At 64.0% G+C, this 21,245-nt stretch carries 17 protein-coding genes and 2 pseudogenes; 7 read left to right on the top strand and 12 right to left on the bottom strand.

All coding sequences use genetic code 11. The features are described 5' to 3' along the window. Window positions 1–194: 194 nt before the first annotated feature. Genes AB5975_19005 through fepB form a run of 3 tightly spaced genes read right to left on the bottom strand, consistent with a single transcriptional unit; the run spans window position 195 to window position 3,141 of the window. A complete protein-coding gene (locus tag AB5975_19005; GenBank protein ID XDR22995.1) occupies window positions 195–1,238 on the bottom strand; it encodes a FecCD family ABC transporter permease in 1,044 nt (347 codons plus the stop codon). Further along, window positions 1,235–2,239, bottom strand: a complete 1,005-nt coding sequence (locus AB5975_19000) for a FecCD family ABC transporter permease (protein ID XDR18692.1) — start codon at window positions 2,237–2,239, stop codon at window positions 1,235–1,237. The genes AB5975_19005 and AB5975_19000 overlap by 4 nt, the downstream gene beginning before the upstream one ends. A 2-nt stretch (window positions 2,240–2,241) precedes the next feature. Continuing rightward, window positions 2,242–3,141, bottom strand: a complete 900-nt coding sequence (gene fepB / locus AB5975_18995) for a Fe2+-enterobactin ABC transporter substrate-binding protein (protein XDR18691.1) — start codon at window positions 3,139–3,141, stop codon at window positions 2,242–2,244. A gap of 110 nt (window positions 3,142–3,251) precedes the next feature. Here fepB and AB5975_18990 point away from each other — a divergent pair, with 110 nt between their 5' ends. Next, window positions 3,252–4,055, top strand: coding sequence for an ABC transporter ATP-binding protein (locus AB5975_18990; protein XDR18690.1), 804 nt, complete (start codon window positions 3,252–3,254; stop codon window positions 4,053–4,055). Window positions 4,056–4,064: 9 nt separating this feature from the next. Here the strand turns inward: AB5975_18990 and AB5975_18985 are convergent, their stop codons facing one another. Further along, on the bottom strand, window positions 4,065–4,817 hold the full coding sequence (locus AB5975_18985; protein ID XDR22994.1) for an IclR family transcriptional regulator: 753 nt from the start codon (window positions 4,815–4,817) through the stop codon (window positions 4,065–4,067). A gap of 285 nt (window positions 4,818–5,102) precedes the next feature. On the opposite strand from AB5975_18985, the pseudogene AB5975_18980 reads away from it, so the two are divergent. Then, window positions 5,103–7,186: pseudogene (locus AB5975_18980) on the top strand (TonB-dependent receptor). A 57-nt stretch (window positions 7,187–7,243) separates the two neighbouring features. After that, window positions 7,244–8,551 (top strand): NtaA/DmoA family FMN-dependent monooxygenase, encoded by a 1,308-nt coding sequence (locus tag AB5975_18975; protein XDR18689.1) that lies wholly within the window; start codon window positions 7,244–7,246, stop codon window positions 8,549–8,551. 57 nt (window positions 8,552–8,608) lie between these two features. On the opposite strand, the gene AB5975_18970 is transcribed toward AB5975_18975, so the two are convergent. Both AB5975_18970 and sfnG read right to left on the bottom strand, forming a co-directional pair. After that, entirely contained in the window at window positions 8,609–9,190 is a 582-nt protein-coding gene (locus tag AB5975_18970; GenBank protein ID XDR18688.1) for a hypothetical protein, read from the bottom strand. Window positions 9,191–9,283: 93 nt separating this feature from the next. After that, entirely contained in the window at window positions 9,284–10,378 is a 1,095-nt protein-coding gene (sfnG, locus tag AB5975_18965) for a dimethylsulfone monooxygenase SfnG (protein XDR18687.1), read from the bottom strand. A gap of 294 nt (window positions 10,379–10,672) precedes the next feature. Here sfnG and AB5975_18960 point away from each other — a divergent pair, with 294 nt between their 5' ends. Next, on the top strand, window positions 10,673–12,598 hold the full coding sequence (locus AB5975_18960; GenBank protein XDR18686.1) for an AMP-binding protein: 1,926 nt from the start codon (window positions 10,673–10,675) through the stop codon (window positions 12,596–12,598). Window positions 12,599–12,667: 69 nt separating this feature from the next. On the opposite strand, the gene AB5975_18955 is transcribed toward AB5975_18960, so the two are convergent. Genes AB5975_18955 through fabG form a run of 3 tightly spaced genes read right to left on the bottom strand, consistent with a single transcriptional unit; the run spans window position 12,668 to window position 16,355 of the window. Beyond that, window positions 12,668–13,978: an aspartate aminotransferase family protein gene (locus tag AB5975_18955; protein XDR18685.1), complete on the bottom strand. Its 1,311-nt coding sequence runs from the start codon at window positions 13,976–13,978 to the stop codon at window positions 12,668–12,670. Between the two features lie 11 nt (window positions 13,979–13,989). Next, the gene (locus tag AB5975_18950) at window positions 13,990–15,540 is read right to left on the bottom strand and encodes an APC family permease (protein ID XDR18684.1); all 1,551 of its coding nucleotides are present in this window, start codon (window positions 15,538–15,540) and stop codon (window positions 13,990–13,992) included. Window positions 15,541–15,581: 41 nt separating this feature from the next. Further along, window positions 15,582–16,355 carry a 3-oxoacyl-ACP reductase FabG gene (gene fabG, locus AB5975_18945; GenBank protein XDR18683.1) on the bottom strand — a complete coding sequence of 258 codons (774 nt, stop codon included), beginning with the start codon at window positions 16,353–16,355 and terminating at the stop codon, window positions 15,582–15,584. A gap of 229 nt (window positions 16,356–16,584) precedes the next feature. On the opposite strand from fabG, the gene AB5975_18940 reads away from it, so the two are divergent. The 3 genes from AB5975_18940 (at window position 16,585) to AB5975_18930 (ending at window position 19,531) form a co-directional block, all read left to right on the top strand. Then, window positions 16,585–17,595 carry a phosphotransferase enzyme family protein gene (locus AB5975_18940; GenBank protein ID XDR18682.1) on the top strand — a complete coding sequence of 337 codons (1,011 nt, stop codon included), beginning with the start codon at window positions 16,585–16,587 and terminating at the stop codon, window positions 17,593–17,595. A 195-nt stretch (window positions 17,596–17,790) separates the two neighbouring features. Next, window positions 17,791–18,870, top strand: coding sequence for an AraC family transcriptional regulator (locus tag AB5975_18935; GenBank protein XDR18681.1), 1,080 nt, complete (start codon window positions 17,791–17,793; stop codon window positions 18,868–18,870). 100 nt (window positions 18,871–18,970) lie between these two features. After that, window positions 18,971–19,531, top strand: a complete 561-nt coding sequence (locus AB5975_18930; protein ID XDR18680.1) for a nucleotidyltransferase family protein — start codon at window positions 18,971–18,973, stop codon at window positions 19,529–19,531. Window positions 19,532–19,534: 3 nt separating this feature from the next. On the opposite strand, the pseudogene AB5975_18925 reads toward AB5975_18930, so the two are convergent. The 3 genes and pseudogenes from AB5975_18925 to AB5975_18915 all read right to left on the bottom strand — a co-directional run bounded on the left by AB5975_18925 (window position 19,535) and on the right by AB5975_18915 (window position 21,113). After that, window positions 19,535–19,717, bottom strand: a pseudogene (locus AB5975_18925) (MFS transporter). 208 nt (window positions 19,718–19,925) lie between these two features. After that, window positions 19,926–20,447: a ProQ/FinO family protein gene (locus AB5975_18920; protein ID XDR18679.1), complete on the bottom strand. Its 522-nt coding sequence runs from the start codon at window positions 20,445–20,447 to the stop codon at window positions 19,926–19,928. A 111-nt stretch (window positions 20,448–20,558) separates the two neighbouring features. Further along, a complete protein-coding gene (locus AB5975_18915) occupies window positions 20,559–21,113 on the bottom strand; it encodes a helix-turn-helix domain-containing protein (protein ID XDR18678.1) in 555 nt (184 codons plus the stop codon). Window positions 21,114–21,245 lie beyond the last annotated feature (132 nt).

Raw genomic sequence — 21,245 nt, 5'->3', positions numbered from 1 at the left:
GTGTTCTGCTGCGGCGCGCCGGCCACGTCACGGTTGCGTGGTACTGGCGGCCTCCTTGCCCATGGCCGCACATCTGCGCGCGCTGGTCCCTGGGCATCCTGCAAGCATGGCACTTGTGGCGTCGAGGGGTTGCGTGCGAGCGACCAGGCGCATCCTGAAACCGACCTGTGGTCAGGAGGCCGGCCAGCCAGGCTTCACCCTGCTCCAGACCCTTGACGCTGAGCCGTAATCAGCCACAGCAGGTAGCAACCACCCAATACTCCGGTCACCAACCCCACCGGCAACTGCGCCGTGGCCGCCAGGCGTTGGCTCAGCCAATCGGCCACCAGCAGCAGCGCCGCGCCCATCAAGGCGGCACACAGCAATGGCACCCCCGCAGTACGCGTAAGCCGCCGCGCCAATTGCGGGCCAGCCAGGGCGATGAAAGCAATCGGCCCGGCTGCGGCAGTGGCAATGGCAGTAAGCCCTACCGCTGCAAGCACCAGGCGCAACCGCGAACGCTCCACCGCCACGCCCAACTGACCAGCCATGCCATCGCCCATTTCCATCAGTGCCAGTTCACGCTTGTACAGCAGGGCCACCGGTACCATCAGTGCCAACCCCAGCGTGGCAGGCAACACATGGGCCCAGGTACGAGTGTTGAGCGAACCGGCCAGCCACAGCTGGGCGAACAGTGCCTGGTCGAGGTCGCCGGTGACCAGCAGCAGCTGGTTGAGGCCCGACAGCGTGGCGCCCATGCCTATACCCACCAGCACCAGCCGGTAACCCTGGCCGCCCTGCCCGCGACGCGCCAACAGCAACACCAGCAACGCGGTAAGCATGCCGCCTGCAACAGCGGCCAACGCCGTGGCCAACGGGCCGGCATCGAACAGGATGATTTGCACGATGGCACCACTCGCAGCGCCTGTGGTAAAGCCAATGACATCGGGCGAACCCAGAGCATTGCGCGCGATCGACTGGAAGATTGCCCCAGCCATGCCCAGCGCCGCGCCCACCAGCATTGCCGTGAGTACCCGCGGCAAACGCACGCGGATGACAATGCGGCTGGCCATCTCGTTGTCACCCTGCCCAAACAGGCTGGTCAACACCTGGCCTGCATGGATCGGCAGGCTACCCGTACCCAGCAGCAACACCGCCAGGCCCATCACCAACAGCGACAGTGCACTGCCGACCAGCACGGCCCGCAAACTGAAACGCAGGCTCAGGGGCCCGCATCGAAGCACACGCAACCCATTCACAGCTGACATAGGCGAAACCTGCCAATCAATACGATAAAGGCCGGCCCACCAAGCAACAGCGCCAGGGTCCCGGCGGCCAGCTCCGCGGGTGCCGCCAGCACGCGGCCCAGCAGGTCGGCGCCCAGCAGCAACAGCGCAGCGATCAGCGCGGCATAGGGCAGCATGCGCCGGTAGTCCGGCCCCACCAGCGATCGTGCCAGGTGCGGCGCCACCAACCCGACGAAACCGATCGGCCCGGCAATGGCGGTAGCACTGCCGGCCAGCAACATCAGCGCCACGCAGGCCAGCGCCCAGGTCAGGCGCACATTCACGCCCAACGCCCGGCCCAGATCTCGGCCCAGCGCCAAGGCATTGAGTTGTGGCATCAAGGCGGCGGCCAGGGCCAGGCCCAAGGCGATCGCCAAGGTCGGCAATGGCAGCGCAGCCGTACTGCTGCCGGCCAACGAGCCGGCCGCCCAATTGCGGAAATGGTCATAGACCTGAGGTGGGGTGTTGAGCACGAGGATGGCCGTGAGCGAGGCCAGCAGCATGCTCAGCCCTGCCCCGGCCAGTACCAGGCGCACCGGGCTGCTGTCGGCAGCGCCGGCCTGGCCAAGCAGAAACACGACAACTCCGGCGATGCCAGCGCCGAAAAAGGCCAGCGGGATGTACTGGCTGACCTGGGTCAGACCAAACAATGCTACGCCTAGGATGACCGCGAGCGCGGCGCCGGCATTCACGCCCAGCAGCCCCGGTTCGGCCAGCGGGTTGCGTGTCAGTGCCTGCATCAAAGTACCCGCTGCCCCCAGCGCGAGGCCAGCCAGCAGCGCCACCAACGTGCGTGGCACGCGTAACTCACGCACGATGAGGTGCTCATCGTTCAGCAGGTCGGGCTGGTAGAGGGCGTCGAATACCACGCCGACGGTAATCGGATGCGAGCCAATCAGCAGGCTCGCCAGCGCCGCCATGAACAGCAGCAATAGCCCTGCCAGCAGCGCAGGGCGCAAAGTCGGGCCAGCCATGGTCAGTGGAAGTAGCCGGCGACGGTGTCGAGCATCTGCCGCCCGGAATAGTAGTCGATGCGGAACGAACTGGGCCCCAACGGGTACACGCGCTTGTGCTGCACCGCGCGCAGGTTGGCCAGCACTGGGTCGTGGAGGAAGGCTTGGGCATCTTTGTCGTCGGCGCTGAGCAGGAACACATCCGCATCACCGATGGCGGCGACCAGGTTTTCGCGGGAAATGAACTGGAATTCGGTGGCGCGAATCACCTGCCCCGCCATCGCCTCGGGCAGTTCACGCACTTGAAAGCCGAGTGCGGTCAGCAGCCTTGCCTGCGGGCTGAATGTGCGGCCGATGGAATAACTGCCACCGATGTTGTAGCCGATCAGGACGACCGGCCTTGGCGAGGGGGTCAGGCGGGCTGCCGTTTCGCGGGTGTAGTCGTCGAACCGCTGGATCACCGCCTTGGCCTGCTGTTGCAGTTCGGTCTTTTCTCCAAGCTCGGTAGCCAGGTCCTGCCAGGACTGGTTGGAGTAGTTGATCACCAGCGTCGGCACGCCCTGGGCTTTCAGCTCGGCCAGGTGCGGCGCGGCGCTGTCGGCACCGGTGGCAGACACCACCAGCAAGTCGGGGGCGCTGGCCACCACGGCCTCGATGTCGAACTGCAGGTTACGGTACAGCACCTGCACATCACGCTGGTCGGCCACAGCTGCCCATTGCGAGAAGAAGCCCTTGTCATCGGTCAGGCGGCTAGGCGTGGCGGCGGCGCTGGCCACCAAGGGGGCCTGCATGGCCAGCAGGATGCCGGTCACGCTCGGTGTGGTAGAGACGATTCGCGCGGGCGCGGCTATTGCACTCGGGATCACCCCAGCCAGCGCCAGGGCGACGGCGGCCAGTGCTGCACAAACTCGAAAACGCTTCATTGCTCGGCTTCGCTCAGAGGGAATCAGCTGCGCATGATAATACTTCTCATACAGATAATTCCATCATGTAGAATACGTTCCGCAAAATACCGGATTGCCAAGGACCCGCCATGAGCCCTCGCCTGCAAGCCCGCGCGCTGACCCTGCGCCGCGACCAAAGAACCCTGTCGCACGATCTGTCGCTGGACATCCAGGACGGTGCCTTCACTGTGATAATCGGCCCCAACGCCTGCGGTAAATCGACCCTGCTGGCAGCACTGTCGCGGCTGTTGGTGCCCAGCTGCGGCCAGGTGCTGCTCGATGGCCAGGACATTCAGCAGCGCCCGGCCAAGGACGTGGCCCGGCGCCTGGCCCTGCTGCCGCAAAGTGCCAGCGCACCGGACGGCATTCGCGTAGCCGAACTGGTCGCGCGCGGCCGCTATCCGCACCAGCGTCTGTGGCAACAGTGGTCACCCGAGGATGAACAGGCGGTACAGCGCGCGATGCATGCGACCGGCATCGAGGCGCTGGCCGAGCGCCCGGTGCAGGCATTGTCTGGCGGCCAGCGCCAGCGCGTGTGGATTGCCATGGTGCTGGCGCAGGACACCCCACTGTTGCTGCTGGATGAGCCCACCACTTACCTGGATATCGCCCACCAGTATGAATTGCTGGAGTTGCTGCGCGACCTGAACCGACAGGGGCGCACCATCGTGGCGGTGCTACACGACCTGAACCAGGCCTGCCGTTATGCCAGCCACTTGGTGGCCATGCGTGAAGGCGCCATCGTCGCCCAGGGGGCGCCGGCGCAGATCTTCACCGAGGCGCTGGTGCAGCAGGTCTTTGGGTTATCCGGGCTGGTGATTGACGACCCGGTGAGCGGGACGCCTATGCTGGTGCCACGAGGGCGACGCGAGCCTCAACCCGGCGAACAGTAAGACCTGCGCTCATGCCGGCAGCACCGGCGCCGGCGCACCCAGCATGCGCCCACCGGTCGCCTGGTTGACCAACCCTGCCTCATGGAACAACGCCTGGCGATCCTCCGGTGTACGCAACTGCCCCAGGTCGGTCACCGTAGTCATCACACAAACAATCTCCTGCTGCGCATCGAACACCGGCGCCGCTTGCCCGGTCACGCTGGACAGCAAGTGGCTGGTCAATTCGGCCCAGCAATGCTGGCGGATCTGCTCCAGCACTTTGGCACTGGGCGGGGTGCCACGAAAATGCGCCGGCTGCAGCTTGCGCGCCGCCTCGATGGTAGCTTTGGGCAGGAACGCCTGGAAAATCAGCCCGCAGGCCGTGTTGTCGATCGGCAGGATATCGCCCAGAGCCAGGGGGTTGATCGAGAAGTAAGCGCTGCGGTACCAACGCACCAGTGTCGGGCCCCGGTCGGTCCAGATCGCCACCCCGCCGCTGGCGGCATGCCGCTGGGCCAGCCCCTTCATGTGCTGGGCGGCAATTTCCACGGCATCCACACGCTTGAGGGCGCCGATACCGATGCTGAGCGCGGCCGGGCCCAGGTCATACAGCGCACTGGCCGGGTCCTGCTTGGCCAGCCCCTCCTTGACCAGGCTCTGCAGGTAGCGGTGCGCCGTGGAACCGCCGGTGCCTGTGCGCCGGGCCACCTCACCCAGGCTCAGTTCATTCTCCGCATTGGCCAGTACATTCAGGAACCGCGCAGCGATAGACACCGACTGAATGGTGCCGGAACGCTTCTCGCCCGGGCTCTCCGGCTCCGTGTCGGCGGGGGACTGAAAGTGTTCAACGGGGCTATCTCCTCATTTCTGGTTTTTCCGCCAGGCATCACTAGGGTGGCCGGCAAGCGCGGCTGCCCATCATACCGCCAGCGGCCCCGGCCTGGCGCGCACGCCGGCTAGGCCAAGCATCAGCATACCACTCTGAGGAATAGATTCTTTATTGCGGAACGCAATGGCACCGTGATACCTTGCAGCGCAAACGAGGATCGTTCTCATTTGGAGGTTGTCTTGAAGTACCCTGCGCAACGCTCGTTCAGCCATGGATTCGGTGTGCTGACCCTGTCTACCCTGCTCGCAGCCCCCCACGCCCTGGCCGACCAGCCCACCACTGCCGGCAGCTCGCAGCTGGTGCTCACCCCCGTGCTGGTCAGCGGCGAAAAGGTCGAACGTGACCTGCGCAACACCGCTTCGTCGGTGTCGGTGAAAAGCGCCAGCGAAATCGACAGCCTCAAGACCGGCAATGCCTCGGTACACGAAGTGCTCAACGACGTCCCCAATGTGATCTACACCGACACGGTGGGCGCGCCGATCATTCGCGGCCAGGACACCCAGGGGCCGAACAACGGCGCCAACGTGTTCTGGGGCGGTACTGTGCCGCGCGCCACCATCAACCTTGACGGGCACTACCTGAACTACAACGAGATGTACTTTGGCGCGCCATCGGTGTGGGACGTGGACAGCATCGAGGTGTACCGCGGCCCGCAGACCACCAGCCAGGGTGCCAACGCCATTGCCGGCGCCATCGTGGTCAAGACCAAGGACCCGACCTTCACCCCGGAGGCGGCCTACCAGGCCGAGATCGGCAGCTACCACTCACGGCGCTCTTCGCTGGCAGTCTCCGGCCCACTGAGCGACAACCTGGCCGGGCGCCTGGCACTGGACTATGCAGCGCGCGACACCTTCATCGACTACACCAACCCCTCGTTTGCCAGCCACAACACCGACCAGGATTTCCGCGCCCTGAACCTGCGTGGCAAGCTGCTGTGGCTGCCTGATGCGGTGCCCGGCCTGGGTCTGAAGTACACCTTCGCCCACGGCGACTCCAATCGCCCCACCCAGGAAGCAGCCTCGCGGCCGTTCCACAAGCTGGACCACACCGGCGCCACCATGCCCAGCTGGCACCAACAGAGCAACACGCACATCGTCGACGTGGATTACGAACTGGACAACGGCATGAAGCTGTTCAACCAGACCCAGTATTCGCTGTCCAACGTGCATCGGGTGATTGGCGTGGCGAACGGCGGAGATGCCGACATTCGCCAGAAAAACTTCTCCAACGAAAGCCGCATCACCTTCGGCGAGCAACAGGACACCCTCAGCGGTATGGCTGGCCTGTACCTGGCGCGCACCGACTCGGACGAAATCCTGTATTACGGCGGCATCTCGGACTTCGACGACACCAAGCGCAACCTGGGCGTATTCGGTGAGGTCAGCTACCGCCTCAATGACCGCTGGACGCTCACCACTGCCCTGCGCCTGCAGCAGGACCAGATCCAGCGCAGCGGCACTTCGCCGTTCGCCGCCAATGGGCTGGACTACGACAAGACCTTCACCGCGCTCCTACCCAAGGTGTCTTTGGCCTACGCCCTGACCCCGCAGTGGACCGTCGGCGGCATGGTCAGCCGCGGCTACAACCCGGGTGGTGTGTCGCTCAACCTAAGCAGCAAGCGCTTCGAGGCGTTCGACGATGAGCGCATGTGGAACTACGAGCTGTTCGCCCGCGCCAGCCTGCTGGACGACCGCCTGCACCTGAACGCCAACCTGTTCTACATGGACATGCAAGATGCCCAGTACAACATCCCGGTGGTGCTGGCCTCGGGCCTGACCCAGTCCTACACCATCAACGCCGAGAAGGCCCATGCCTATGGCTTCGAGCTGTCGGCGGACTACCGCGTGCTGGATAACCTGACCCTCAAGGCCAGCGCGGGTGCCCTGCAAACCCGCATCGACGAAATCGACGCCAACAACCGCTATGCCGGCAACGAATTTGCCCGTTCGCCCGGTTACACCGTCAGCTTCGGCCCGAGCTGGGACATCACTGACCGCGTCAACCTCAATGCCCAGGTGCGGCACATCGACGGTTACTACTCGGACGTTGCCAACACCAAAAGCTATGCCATCGACGGCTACACCGTGGCCGACGCGCGCGTGAGCTACCGCTTCAGCGACCAGGTGCAGGTGTACACCTACGTGAAAAACGTGTTCGACGAACGCACCCCTACCTATATGCAAACCAACCGGGGATAGGCGGTATCGAAGCGAGCATGACCGAGCCGCGTACCGTGGGAGTGGGTGTCAAAGGCGCCTTCTGATGTCAACCGGGCCGCTTCGCGGCCCCAACCCGCAACAGCCAGCAACCGGAGACCCTGATGAAATTGAAAAAAGGCCTGCACATCGGCATGTCGCTCGCCCCCACCTGGCTCAGCGGCGAGGGCTGGCGGCGCGTCGACAGCCGCGTCGAAACCCTGTTCGGCAGCGATTTCGCCATGGACATCGCGCGCCGCTCGGAAGCCGCGCACCTGGACTTCGTGTTCCGCCCTGATGTCAGTTGCGTAGTCGCCGATGCCCTGGCAAGTGGCTCGGGCTTTACCAGCCTCGACCCCACCGTGCTACTGGCCGCGCTTACCCGCGAGACCCACCATATTGGCCTGGTGTCCACGGTCTCGACCACTTTCTTCCCGCCCTACCTGGTCGCGCGTCAGCTACAGTCGCTGAACTGGCTGAGCCAGGGCCGGGTTGGCTGGAACATCGTCACAGCCTTGCAGGGCCACGAAAACTTCGGCCTGGCGGCCATGCCCTGCGCAGAACAACGCTACGCCCGCGCCGCCGAGTTCACCGAAGTGGTCCAGCGGCTATGGCGCAGCTTCCCGCAGCAGGCCCTGCGCATCGACCGCGAGAACGGGATGTATGCCGACCCGGCGCAGGTCCTGCCGATCAACCACCAAGGTGACTTCCTGCAGGTGCAGGGCCCACTGAACTTGCCCGAACAGGGGGCGCGCATTCCACTGATCCAGGCGGGTGCATCCGACAGCGGCCGCGACTTTGCCGCCCGTGTCGCGGACATCGTGTTTGCCCCTACCCCCGACCAGGCCGCCGCCGCCGACCTGCGCCGCGATCTGTCGCGCCGTGCGCAAAAGCATGGTCGCCAGGCCGATGACATTCGCCTGCTGCCAGGCCTGAGTCTGTACCTGGCGCCCACCCGTCAGCAGGCCCGCGAGCTGTTCATGGACACCCACGCCCAGGTGGACAAGCCGCGCAAGTTTGCTGCTATCGAGAAGATGATCGGCATCGACCTGACCAACTGGCCGAGCGACCGGCGCATTCAAGCGGCCGACCTGCCGCCGCTACAGTTGCTGCCCGGTGCCAGCCGCACCCATGTAAGCCTGCTGCGCCGGCTGATCGAGCGCGAGTCGCTATTGCCAGAAGAACTGCTGATGCGCCCGGAAGTGCTGTCGGCGGCGCACTGGCAGGTGATCGGCACGGTCGATGATGCCGTGGCCGAGATTGCCGACTGGGCTGAGGCAGGGGTAATGGATGGCTTTATCGCCGCGCCAGGAGGCTCGTTTGGCTCGGTGTACAGCTTTCTGGATGAGGTGGTGCCGCGACTGGTGGAGCGTGGGTTGTTCCGTGAGCGCTATCAGGGGGCTACGTTCGCCGAGCACCTGCAGCGGTATTGACGGTCAACGAGGGCTGCTACGCAGCCCATCGCGACACAAAGCAATGCCCACAAAAGTTCAAGGCGTGCCCTTCCCCTCCACCGCCTTGGCCGTTTCAATCAGCTTGTCGAACTTGCGATTGAGCTGGGCAAAGGTCTCATCGCTCTTGGCCCGCGCCTTGATGTTGTTCGCCGAGCTGGCCTTGTCGGCGATGGTCACCACTGTCCAGCCCCAGTCTTTGGACACCCAGTAAACCAACTCACCGTCTGCGGAAAACGCTTCTAGCCGGCCACCGGAACGCGGCACCCGCTTGGCGTCCTTGGTCATCGGTAACAGCTGCTGGACCCGCGCCTCGTCGGTGGTGTCCAACTGCACCTGCACCTGGCGAAGCTGGTCGGCCTCGTTGAAGGACGCCTTCACTTTCGAGACGGGTATACCGCCGAGGTTGTAATTTCCCTTCGGGCCGGCCCCCTGAAAAAACTCGGTAGGCACCTGATAGTGATAGCCGGTGAATTGCTCTACCTCACCGAACTGCTGCTGCAGAATGGCGAGGACCTGGGGCTTGGGCATGCCCAGGGTGAACTGGCCGACTTCAAGCGCCGACCAGGCTTGCAGGGGGAAAATCGCGCAGGCGAACAGCAGCGGTAAGGTCCGTTTCATGGGGTTGTCTTCCTTGAAGTGAGCCGGCAAACCTAACCCCTGCACGACAATCCGACAATACTGGCAGGGTGCCAAGGCCGCCCTGCCCCGGCTTCAGGCCACCGCTTTTTCCGCGCCGTGCGTGGCTTCCAGCTCGCGCACCAATGGCAGCACGTGCTCACCGAAATACGCCACTTCTTCCTGAAAATGCAGGAACCCGGAAAGGATCAGGTCGACGCCCACCGCCTTCAGAGCAACGATTCGCTCGGCAATCTGCCGAGGCGTGCCGATCAGGTTGGTCTTGAAACCATCGTTGTACTGCACCAGGTCCTCGAAGCTGGACTTGGCCCAGTTACCCTCGCCCTCCGGGCTGGCCGACCCCGCATGCTTCACTTCCTGACCGAACGCCCGCACCGCTTCGGGGTTGGCCTTGTCGATAATTTCCTGCAGCACTGCGCGCGCCTGTTCCTCGGTGTCGCGGGCGATGAGGAAGGCATTGACCCCGATCTTTACCGAGTGGCCGTTGGCCGCCGCCTTGGCGCGGATATCGTCGACCTGGGCCTTGATCCCCTCGACGCTGTTGCCGTTGGTGAAGTACCAGTCCGACACGCGCGCCGCCATGTCCCGCGCAGCACGCGAGCTACCACCCTGGAAAATCTCCGGGTGTGGCTGCTGCAGCGGCTTGGGTTTGAGGTTGTAGTTGCGAAAGCGGTAGAAGTCGCCGTTGAAGGTGAAGTTGTCCTGGGTCCAGATGCCCTTCAGCGCGCGGATGAACTCTTCGGAACGGCGATAGCGCTCGTCGTGGTCCAGCCAAGGCTCACCGATGGCATGGAACTCGCCCTTGAACCAGCCCGAGACCACGTTGATGGCGATACGGCCATGGGTGAAGTGGTCGATGCTGGCCAGCTGCTTGGCCGCCAGCGCCGGGTTCCAGGGGCCTGGAAGGATGGCGGCGATAACCTTGAGTTTTTCTGTGGCAGCCAGCAGCGCGTGGCTGATGGTGACCGACTCATGCTGGTTGTCGGCGCCGTAACCGGCTGTGAAACGGATTTGCGACAGGGCGTAGTCGAAGCCGGCCTTTTCAGCAATTTGCGCAAGCTTGCGGTTGTAGTCGATGTCCCAGCTGGTGCGCTGCTCGATGGTGCTGACCACCAGGCCACCGCTGACATTGGGGACCCAGTAGGCGAACTTGATTGGGGCGTGGCTCATGGGGAGGCTCCTTGAGAGTCCTTGGGGTTCGAGGAGACAGGAGCAGCAACCGTGCCAATCGACAAACCCAAAAATATCAACAAGTTGCACGAAGTTCACCTGCTGTCCGAGTGCATGGCAGACAGCAGACTGTAAAACCACTGTTGCCCCTGCAACAGCACGCCAGAAGGCGCCAGCCAAGCGCTCGGCGGTCAATTAATTGTGCCCGATGGTCAAGCGACTCTCCGCGCTGACTGGGAGGATTACAGCAGGCCGCAAGGCCGGTAAAACAATAACAGCAACCAGGAGAACCCCATGACTAGCTACCTGCAGGCCTATGCCCGCGCTGCCGACGACCCCGAAGGTTTCTGGCGCGAACAGGCCGCCGCACTGGACTGGCATCGCTTTCCGCAACAGATCTTCACTGCCCAGGCTGATGGCAGCGGCCGCTGGTTCGCCGATGGCCAACTGAACACCTGCCACTTGGCCGTGGACCGCCACGTCGCGGATGGCGCAGGCGAGCGCTGCGCCATCCTTTACGACTCACCCGCCACAGGCGTGCAGGAGCGCATCAGCTACCAGCAGCTGCAAGCGCGCGTGGCCCGGTGCGCCGGTATGCTGCGCGCCCTTGGGGTGGGGCGTGGTGACCGAGTGATCATCTACATGCCGATGATCCCCCAGGCGCTCGTCGGCATGCTGGCCTGTGCGCGGTTGGGTGCCGTGCATTCGGTGGTGTTTGGCGGTTTCTCCGCCGCCGAGCTGGCGGTGCGAATCCGCGATGCCCAGCCCAAGGTGCTGCTCAGCGCCAGCTGCGGCATCGAGTACGACCGGGTGGTGCCCTACAAGCCGCTGCTCGACCAGGCCCTGCAACTGGCCAACGGGCATAGCCCGCACCTGGTGATCGAGCAACGCGAACAGGCCCTGGCCCCGTTGCACGGCCCCCGCGAGCACGACTGGCAACAACTGCAGGCCCAAGCCGAAGCCGTACCTGCGGTGCCAGTGAATGCCACTGACCCGCTGTACATCCTCTATACCTCGGGCACCACGGGTAAACCCAAAGGAGTAGTGCGTGACCACGGCGGGCATGCCGTGGCGCTCAACTTCAGCATGCAGGCCCTGTACGACGCACACCCCGGCGAGGTGTTCTGGGCCGCCTCGGACATCGGCTGGGTCGTGGGCCATTCGTACATCGTCTATGCCCCGCTGATCCGTGGCTGCACCACCTTGCTGTACGAGGGCAAGCCGGTGCGCACGCCCGACGCCGGGGCGTTCTGGCGGGTGATCGCCGAACACCAGGTGAATGTGTTCTTCACTGCCCCCACTGCCTTCCGCGCCATCAAGCGCGAAGACCCGCAGGTACAGCTGGCCGCCGGTCGCGACTTGTCCTGCCTGAAGGCCGTGTACGTGGCCGGCGAGCGCCTGGACCCGCCAACCAGCCAATGGCTGCAGGGGTTTCTGCCCTGCCCGGTTGTCGACCACTGGTGGCAGACCGAGACCGGCTGGGCGATTGCCGGCAACCCGCGCGGGCTGGATGACTTGCCGATGAAGACCGGCTCGGCCAGCGTACCGATGCCGGGCTACCGGCTGGACATTCTGGACGACGAAGGCCAGCCTGTCCCCTGCAACCAGCCGGGCAACATCGCCCTGCGCCTGCCATTGCCGCCCGGCACCCTGACCACCCTGTGGGGCGACCCGCAGCGCTTTGCCGACAGCTACCTGAGCAGCTTCCCCGGCTACTATTGCAGCGGCGACGGCGGCTACCTGGACGAAGACGGCTACCTGTTCGTCATGGGCCGGGTGGACGATGTGATCAACGTGGCCGGGCACCGGCTGTCCAGCGGTAGCCTGGAAGAAGCCCTGGGCGAGCACCCGGCCGTTGCCGAGTGCGCGGTGGTGGCACTGGCCGAGGAGCTCAAGGGCGAGGTGCCGGTGGGGTTCGTGGTGCTCAAGCACGGCCAGCAGCCCGACCCGGCGCTGCTGGAACGCGAACTGGTCGCCAGGGTGCGCGATGCGGTCGGCGCTGTCGCTTCGCTACGGCGGGTGTTCATCCTCAAGCGCCTGCCCAAGACCCGCTCTGGCAAGATTCTGCGCAAGACCCTGCGCAGCCTGGCCGCCAACCCCGAAGTGGCCATGCCTGCGACCATCGAAGACCCGGCCGTGCTGGATGAAGTGCGCGCGGTGTTCGAACAGGCAGGTTGCTATGACGCCGCCCAGGGACGCAAGGCTGCCACCGGGCACTGACCAGGCTGAAAAAACAAACCCCGCCAAGGCAAACCTTGGCGGGGCGCGCGTACAACCGGGGTCACACCGTCACAGCTGGTGCAGCACACGCTGCAAGGCGCTGAGGAACTGCTCGACGTTCTGCGCCGAGAAGCACAACTGCGGGCGGATCTTCAGGGCATTGTTGTCGGCCCCCGACACGCCGATCAGCATGCCTTCTTCCCGTAGCAGGTTGACGATACGCCGCGCCGTGGCGCCATCGGCAGCGCCCGACGGCGCTACCACATCCACCCCAATGAACAACCCCGCGCCACGTACCTGGCCAAGGCAGGCATGCTCGCGTGCAAGGCCCTCCAGGCCCTCCTTCAGTTGGCCCCCCACCTGCCGGGCATTCTCCTGCAGGCCTTCGTCCTCGATCACTTGCAGCACTGCCAGGCCCACGGCCGCAGACACCGGGTTGCCGCCAAACGTGTTGAAGTAACTGGCGTTGCGGCCGAAGCGTTCCAGGATTTCAGGGCGCACCGTCAAACCTGCCAGCGGGTGACCATTGCCCATCGGTTTGCCCATGGTCACCAGGTCGGGCACCAGGCCATGGCGCTGGAAGCCCCACATGTGCGTGCCGGTGCGGCCAAAACCTGGCTGCACCTCGTCGGCGATGAACAGGCCACCCGCAGCGCGCACCGCCTCCACCGCTTCGACAAGAAAGCCGGCAGGGTCGGCGAACACGCCATCGCTGGTGAACAACGTGTCGACCAACAACGCAGCCGGGCGGATGCCATGACGCTGCATGTCGGCCAGCGCAGCACGCACCTGGGCGGCGAACTGCTGGCCAACCTGGTGCGGGGCGTGCGGCAGGTGCAACGGGGCGTCGACCACGCGGATATCACGGCCCAGCGGCACGTAGTCGCCCACCGACGGCGACAGCTCGGCGATGGCCGCCGTCATACCGTGGTAGGCATAGCGGGTAACGATCACGCCTGTGCCCCCGGTGTAGTCCCGGGCAATGCGCAGGGCCAGGTCATTGGCCTCACTGCCGGTGCAGGTGAACATCACGTTGCCCAACTGCGCCGGCATGGTCGCCAGCAGCTTCTCGGCATAATCGAGTACGCCTTCATGCAGGTAGCGGGTATGGGTATTGAGCGCAGCCGCCTGCCCGGCCAGGGCTTCGACCACACGAGGGTGGCTATGGCCCACCGAGGCGACGTTGTTGTACAGGTCGAGGTAGGCCCGCCCTGCCGTGTCGTACAGCCACGTACCCGCGCCGCGCACCAGGTGCAGCGGGTTGTCGTAGAACAGCTGGTAGGCCGGCCCCAGCAGGCGTTGGCGGCGCTCGATCAGGCGGCGCTCGGCGGCATCCAGGGCAGCAGCCTGCTCGGGCTGGAAGGCATTTACTTTCAACATGGTCGGTCTCCTCAGGTGTCCTGGCGGGCGTCGTCCATGACGATGCTGCCGATGATGTGGTACTTGCGGCGGTCGAAGTAACGGAAGTACAAGGCGATCGAGCCACCCAACGCGAAGCTGGCGGCGACGATCCACGGGATCAGCCGGAACAACAGCGATTCGGCCGCGCTGCCAGCGGCGAAGCTGAGGTTGGCGAACAGCAGGTAAACCACGTACAGCATGCCGATGCCGCCCAGCAGGGGCGCGAGGAAGGTCTTGAACCAATGGGCCTGGGCACGGCGTTGGGTGCCGACATGGAAGTAGCAGATCACGGCGAAGGCGCACAGCGCCTGGACGATCAGAATGCCCATGGTGCCGAGGATTGCCAGCAAGGCATACAAGTCGGCATACGGGTCTTTACCGGTGAGCAGGAACGCCAGCACGATCAGCGTGGCGATCACGCTTTGCACGGTCGAGGCTACATGCGGCGAGCCATGGCGGGCATGAGTACGGCCAACGGTGCGGCCTAGGAACACGAACAGGTTCTCCCGGCCCAGGGCATAGAGGTAGCGCGCGGCACAGTTATGGAAGGCCATGCCGCAGGCAAACGAGCCGGTCACCACCAACAGCTTGAACAGGCTCACGGCCCACTCGCCCAGGTACAGGCGGGTCGGCCCGTAGAACACCTCGGCGGCACTGGCCGGGTCCTGCGCCAGGCGAATGGCTTCGGCAGGGCCGGAACCGGCGATGGCCATCCACGAGACGAACACATAGAACACGCCGATGCCGATCACCGCGAGCAGCGTCGCCAAGGGGATGATCTTTTTCGGGTTGCGTGATTCCTCGCCGTACATGGCCGAGGACTCGAAACCCACCCAGGACCAGAAGGCGAAGAACAGGCCGATGCCAGCGTTCGCACCTATCACCCCCTCGGCTGGCCGGAAGGCGTTGAGCGGGTTGATCGACTCCACCGCCATGCCCTGCGGCCCACCGCCGTGGAACAGCACGGCAAAGGCCATCAGCCCCAGCATCAGGATCTCCAGCACCAGGCACAGCCCCAGCACCTTGGCAGTGAGGGAGATGTCGAAGTAGCTGAGCACGCCGTTGGCCAATAGCATGGCCAGGGCAAACACGATCCATGGCACATGCAGGCCGACGACACTGGCCAGCAGGTCTTCACAGAAGAAGGCGAAAATGCCCACCAACGCCGCTTCGAAAACGATGTAGGTCAGCGTTACGGCAAGCCCCGAGGCCATGCCCACCACCCGGCCCAAGCCATGGGAAATGAAGCCGTAGAACGCCCCTGTGGCGGTGATGTACTTGGCCATCTGTGCATAGCCAATGGCGAACAGCGCCAGGATGATCGTGGCCACCAGGTAGCCCGCCGGCGCGTACTGACCATTGCCGCTGCCGATGGCGATCGGCACGTTGCCAAGCATGGCGGTGATCGGCGCCGCAGTGGCAACCGTCATGAACAGCACACCCATCAAGCCCACTGCATTCTTGCGCAGGCGCTGCACCTCATGGGGCTGTGCCTGGCTGTCAAGCCGGCGCTCCAGTTCACCGCTGTAGGTCTCGCTCATCAGGATCCACTCCGTGCTTTTATGGTTTTGGTGGAAAAGGGTCAGGCCAGTGCTTGCAGGGACTCGGGCAGGATCTGCCCACCATCGATGATCAGGCTTTGCCCAGTGATGTAGCCGGCCTCTCTGGAAGCAAAGAACAACGCGGCATTGGCAATGTCCTCGACCTGGCCGAGGCGCTTGAGCGGAATGGACGCGGCCATGCTGGCCTGGTAGTCCTCGCCCATGCCCTGCAAGCCTTCGGTAACGATGTTGCCTGGCAGCAGGGCATTGATGGTGATGCCATCGCGGGCCAGCTCGATCGCTGCGGTACGCATGAAACCCAGCTGCGCTGCCTTGCTCGCGCCGTAGTGCGCCCAGCCTGGAAAGCCGGTGACTGGCCCGGTGATGGACGAGGTCAGGATCACCCGGCCGTACTCGGCCCTGCGCAAATACGGCAGCGCCGCCTGCACGCAGAGGAAGGTGCCTTTGGCATTGGTGCCGAGCACCTTGTCCCAGTCGGTATCGCTCATCTCGGCCAGTGCGGCAGAGGGGAAGACCCCGGCATTGGCGCACAGTACATCGAGCCCGCCCTGGGCCTGCGCCACCTCTTCGATCATCCGCAGCACCTGCGCGCGGTCACCCACATCGGCCACCAGGCCGATGACGGCCAGGCCTTGATCACGCAAGCGGCTGGCGACAGCCTCAACCTTGTCCCGGTGCCGGCCACTGATCGCCACCTTGGCGCCCTGGCGGGCGAAGCCGACGGCGATGCCCAGGCCGATACCGCTGGTACCGCCGGTGACCAATACGCTTTTGCCTTGTAGTGAAGTCAGCATGCTCTAGCCCTCGATCCGCTGTTTACGCCAGTGATGGGGGCCGATGGTGGGCCGGCCGGCAGGTGGCGACTTGACCGCAGGGCACAAGTTGAGGGCTGCAGGATCAAATTCTCGAAGCGGCCCAGGCGGCTTGTGGCGTGTGGTCAAGATTTCGCGGTTTGCGGTCAAGCCAGTGGCGCGGGGCTCGACTCATGCTGGCAGCCAGACCCCTGCCAACGGAGCGTGCCTGATGACCAACGATCACACATCTCACACCAGCCCTGCCGTGCTTGAACGTTTCGCCCAACACGCGCTGGCTGGCTATGCCGATACCTACCAGGGCCAGATCGAGTTGCTGGTGCACTCCGAGAACGCCACGTATCGGGTACGGGGCTTGCGGCAACGGTATGTGATGCGTGTGCACCGCGCCGGCTATCACCAACACGCCGACATCGCCAGTGAACTGGCCTGGCTGGCCGCGCTGGAGCAGGCCGGCCTGGAGGTACCAGTGCCCATCGCCGGGGTGGACGGCGAAGCGATTCAAAGGGTCGAGCTGCCCGGCCTTGGCCATCGTTACGTGGTGCTGTTTCATTGGATAGAGGGCGGCGAGCCCGACCAGCAACAGTTGAATGCTTCGTTCCGCCGGCTTGGCGCCATCAATGCCCACCTGCATCGCCACGCCCGCAGTTGGCAACGCCCCGACAATTTTCAACGGCTGACCTGGAACCACCAAAGCATGCTGGGTGAGCACGGCCACTGGGGCAGCTGGCGCGAAGCGCCCTACCTGGATGCCCGGGGCAGCGCCTTGATCAGCGAAGCGGTACAGGTGATCGGCGCGCGCCTGGCCGGCTATGGCGAAGACCCATCACGCTTTGGCCTTATCCACGCTGACCTACGCCTGACCAACCTGCTGGTGCAAGGTGATCGCACCCGCATCATCGACTTCGACGACTGCGGCATGGGCTGGTACCTGCACGACCTGGCAGCGGCCCTGAGCTTCTTCGAACACCACCCCGACCTGCCGCAGTGGATCGACAACTGGCTGGCGGGTTACAGCAGCGTGGCCAGCCTGGATGCCAGCGACATCGCCATGCTGCCGACGCTGATCATGCAGCGGCGTCTGCAACTGCTGGCCTGGACCGGCACCCACCGCGGCACGCCACAAGTGGAGTGCCTGGGCCCGCAATGGGTCGAGCAGACCGTGGGCCTGTGCCAGCGTTACTTGCAGGAGCGGCCGGTGGGCGCACTCGCACGGGCATGATCGAAACAGTTTTGTAACCAAAGGCTACGCACCGTGCTGGTGCGCAGCCTGCGCCATGAGGGCCCCCGGCAGCGCCGCAATGAGTTGCCCTTGAGCGGTCGACAGGCTGGCGTACGGCCGTTGGCCCGGCGTGGAATGAAAATTGCTCCTTCATTTACCCAGCAACAGCCGGTAAACGACCGAGGAGGAAGCTTCGTGCACGTTATCCATACAGGCTCGCGCCAACCAGCGAGTGCCCCGCCTGGCAACTCGATAGGCATTCTGGCCTCGGCGGCGACCGGCCTGGTCGGCTTCATCGGCCAGCAAGGTGGCGATGCCGAACGCATCCTGGGGCGCGCCGGCATCGACAGCGAGCGCCTGGAGCACCCTACCCTCACCCTGGACCTGAACCAGTACTGCCAGGTATTCGAGGAGGCGGCTCGGCAAACCGGCAATGACAACTTCGGCCTGCGCTTCGGCCAGCAGTTCAAGCCCGACGCGCTCGGGCTGCTCGGCTACGTGGGCATGTGCTCTGCCACCTTGGGCGATGCCCTGCGCAACGTGGTCAACACCTTCCCGGTGCACCAGCAGAGCAGCCTGTTGCGGCTGGAGGAAATGGGCGAGTTCTACCGCCTGGACTACCAGGTGCAATACGGCGCCATCCTGCGCAAGCGGCAGGACGCCGAACTGTCGCTGGGCATGTTCTTCAACCTGATGCGCCATGCGCTGGGGCAAAACTGGGCACCCGAAAAGGTGTTGTTCGAGCACCCGCAACCCGAGGCCTGGCATGAGCACTGCAAAGTGTTCGACGCCCCGGTGCTGTTTGGTCAGCAGCGCAATGCGCTGGTGTTTCGCCGCAGCGTGCTCGACCGGCCAATGCCCGGCCGCGACCCACGCTTGCTGGCCATCGTCATCGAAAGCATGCACCTGCTCCGCGGCCAGGCCGGCACGCTCAACCGCCCAGGCATTGTCGATGATGTGAAAACCCAGGTTCGCGCCCTGTTGGGCGACGGCTACCCGAGCCTGGAGCAGGTAGCCGAGCAATTGCGCCTGCCCAGCTGGACCGTGCAACGCCGCCTGCAGGAGCAGGGGCTGAGTTTTTCGACCCTGGTCGACACCGTGCGCCAGGAGCTGGCGACCTATTACCTGCAGCAGTCGGCGCTGCCGATTTCCGAGTTGGCATTGCTGCTGGGGTACTCGGAAATCAGCGCGTTCTCGCGGGCGTTTCGCCGCTGGTTCGATGTCAGCCCCAAACAATGGCGCCAGGCGCACAAGGGGCAGAGGGTGGATGCCTAGCACTGGAGCTGCTGCTTGCGTGCATCGCATGCTTCGCGGATGTGCCCACTATCACAGGGTAAACTCGCTCCTTGGCAAGCAGCCTTCAAGGACGACACCCATGTATTCACTGACTGATGAACAGGTTCTGGCGACCATCCAGGAAAACCCGATAAACCGGGCACTGCTGGCCATCTTGCCAACGCTGGATATGCCTCACTGCATGCTAACGGCCGGCGCGCTGTTCCAGACCTTCTGGAACCAACGCGCCGGGCGGCCTGTCGCGTGGGGTATCAAGGACTACGACATCGCCTATTTCGACACCGACTTGTCCTGGGAAGCAGAAGACCGGGTTATCGCCAAGGTTCAGCAGGCGTGTGCGCACCTGGGCGTCAACGTCGAAGTGCGCAATCAGGCCCGCGTTCACCTGTGGTACCAAGCGAAATTCGGCGGCACCTACTCGGCATTGCACAAGGTTACCGATGGCATTGACCGCTACCTGATCCGCTCGACCTGCCTGGGCGTCGATGTGCTCACGGGCTCGTTGTACAGCACCCATGGCCTGGAAGACTTGCAGAACAACCTTTTGAGGATGAACGAACTGAATCCACGCCCCGACTTGTTCAAGGCAAAAGCTGCCAGCTACCGGGAGCGCTGGCCATGGCTTGAGTTGATCGAGTGAGGTCTACGCCATGGCGTTGTGCAAGTTGCCCTTGCGCCACACCAGCCGTCCGAGCGTAATCGACCAATTGAGCACGGATACCCCCAGCAGGATCAACAGCATCATCGACAAACCTTTGTCGATGATGATTTTGCCGGCAAGGAACGGGAACCCGAATACACCAACAAAATAAGAAAGGCTGAACAGGGGCTTTGACACGACCCTATTGCGTTCACCCTCGAAAACCATGAGAAACCCTGAGTGATTGGACCGAACACGCAGTGTGCGTGGCGGGCCGGAACAGGGTAAATCCAGGATTTTTGATCTGAAGGTAAGTTGCCACACACCTAACGCAGGCGGCAGCCCCGCAAGGGGCTGCCCTCCAGCGTGGCGACAGGGCAACGCGCGACTTAATTCAGTCGGTAGTCTGCACTGCTGCGGTGTCGGCGGCAGAGGTCTGCGACTGCGACTGCGACTGCGCTTTGGACTTCGCCCGGTTGCGGCGGTCCTGGCTACGTTGCCGCGAGGCTTGCTGCTTCGCATGCAGTGCCTGGGCGGCGGTCACAACGCCAGCTGCCTGCCCGTTCAGGTCCAGACGCGGTGCATCTTCCACCATGCTTGCCCAGTATCGAGCACCCCGGCACCACGTAGAAATGCCCAGTTTCAGCTGCTCACGGGTTAACCCAAGCAGCTCCAAGTGTTGCTCGGCATCCTTGAAAATGCCCTCCTTGAGCGGCACCTTGGGGGCAGGATTGACCGGGAAAGCCAAGGGAAAATGCTTCTGCAGAGGCCAAATCGCTGCCACCGCCGGGTCCTGCTCACGCGGCTTCGCCTGCGCGGGCGACTTGCGCTTGGGCGGTTTCGGGCTATCGGCCTTGGTCTGCCCTTTTTCCGCCCGCAGGCGGTCACGTAGCTCAGCTAGTTGTTCAAAACCCATCGTTCATTCACTGCTTCGAAGTTGTTTGCGTGGCATAAGGATACCCCATGCAGCCAGCATATTGCTTGCAGGCCAACTTTCCCGGCCAGCCGGATGCGACGCACAAGCCCCTCAGCTGAACACCCAAAGCACGCGCGTGGGCTTGTCGGTGAGGTTGGCGTAACGAAAACTGGCATGGGGTTGCAACTGAAAACTGTCACTGGCGCGCAGCGTGACCGGCTCACCGCCGTCCAGCCAGACGGTCAGTTCGCCTTCGAGCACGAAGCAGCCTTGCTCCGAGCTGTCGTCCAGGTACTCTTCGCCACTGCTGGCCCCCGGCTGCAAATGGCTATCGAGCATGGAGAACGCCCCCGTTATCGTGGGGGATGCCAGCACATCGGTGATGCCGCCGGCCAGATGCAGCGTGCGGCGCTCGTGAGGGCGGGTGACCCAGTCGAGCTCGCGGGGTTTGTCCAGCTTGTAGAAGTAGGCGGTCGAGACACCGAGCTCTTCGCTGATGGCAGTGAGGTCGGCCACGGTCGGGCGCGATACGCCGCGTTCGACCTGGGACAGAAAGCCTACCGAACGGCCGATGCGCTGGGCCAGCTCGCCCAATGTCAGGCCTTTGAATTTGCGCAGGTCGCGAATCAGTACTGCCAGGCCTTCGATTTCTTCGTGCACTTTCATAGTTGAATCGCGACTTTCGGATGGGTGATGAATGCCCTGAAAAGTACATGATTCATCTCACAAAGCAAAATGCTTCAGGGTTCGCTGGCTGTCAGCCAAGCCAGCGCCCACAGTTGCAATGCATGTCTCAAC

This window comes from Pseudomonas putida (assembly GCA_041071465.1).
In the GTDB taxonomy this organism is placed as follows: domain Bacteria; phylum Pseudomonadota; class Gammaproteobacteria; order Pseudomonadales; family Pseudomonadaceae; genus Aquipseudomonas; species Aquipseudomonas putida_P.
Note: the sequence above shows the minus strand (reverse complement) of the source record. Positions and strands in the feature narration are given on the sequence as shown.

Coding starts and splice junctions, on each gene's coding strand:
- AB5975_18915 (XDR18678.1), bottom strand. CDS start 21,113: ATGAAAGTGCACGAAGAAATCGAAGGCCTGGCAGTACTGATTCGCGAC.
- AB5975_18940 (XDR18682.1), top strand. CDS start 16,585: ATGACCAACGATCACACATCTCACACCAGCCCTGCCGTGCTTGAACGT.
- AB5975_18960 (XDR18686.1), top strand. CDS start 10,673: ATGACTAGCTACCTGCAGGCCTATGCCCGCGCTGCCGACGACCCCGAA.
- sfnG (XDR18687.1), bottom strand. CDS start 10,378: ATGAGCCACGCCCCAATCAAGTTCGCCTACTGGGTCCCCAATGTCAGC.
- AB5975_18955 (XDR18685.1), bottom strand. CDS start 13,978: ATGTTGAAAGTAAATGCCTTCCAGCCCGAGCAGGCTGCTGCCCTGGAT.
- fepB (XDR18691.1), bottom strand. CDS start 3,141: ATGAAGCGTTTTCGAGTTTGTGCAGCACTGGCCGCCGTCGCCCTGGCG.
- AB5975_18950 (XDR18684.1), bottom strand. CDS start 15,540: ATGAGCGAGACCTACAGCGGTGAACTGGAGCGCCGGCTTGACAGCCAG.
- AB5975_18970 (XDR18688.1), bottom strand. CDS start 9,190: ATGAAACGGACCTTACCGCTGCTGTTCGCCTGCGCGATTTTCCCCCTG.
- AB5975_19000 (XDR18692.1), bottom strand. CDS start 2,239: ATGGCTGGCCCGACTTTGCGCCCTGCGCTGCTGGCAGGGCTATTGCTG.
- fabG (XDR18683.1), bottom strand. CDS start 16,355: ATGCTGACTTCACTACAAGGCAAAAGCGTATTGGTCACCGGCGGTACC.
- AB5975_18975 (XDR18689.1), top strand. CDS start 7,244: ATGAAATTGAAAAAAGGCCTGCACATCGGCATGTCGCTCGCCCCCACC.
- AB5975_18990 (XDR18690.1), top strand. CDS start 3,252: ATGAGCCCTCGCCTGCAAGCCCGCGCGCTGACCCTGCGCCGCGACCAA.
- AB5975_18930 (XDR18680.1), top strand. CDS start 18,971: ATGTATTCACTGACTGATGAACAGGTTCTGGCGACCATCCAGGAAAAC.
- AB5975_18920 (XDR18679.1), bottom strand. CDS start 20,447: ATGGGTTTTGAACAACTAGCTGAGCTACGTGACCGCCTGCGGGCGGAA.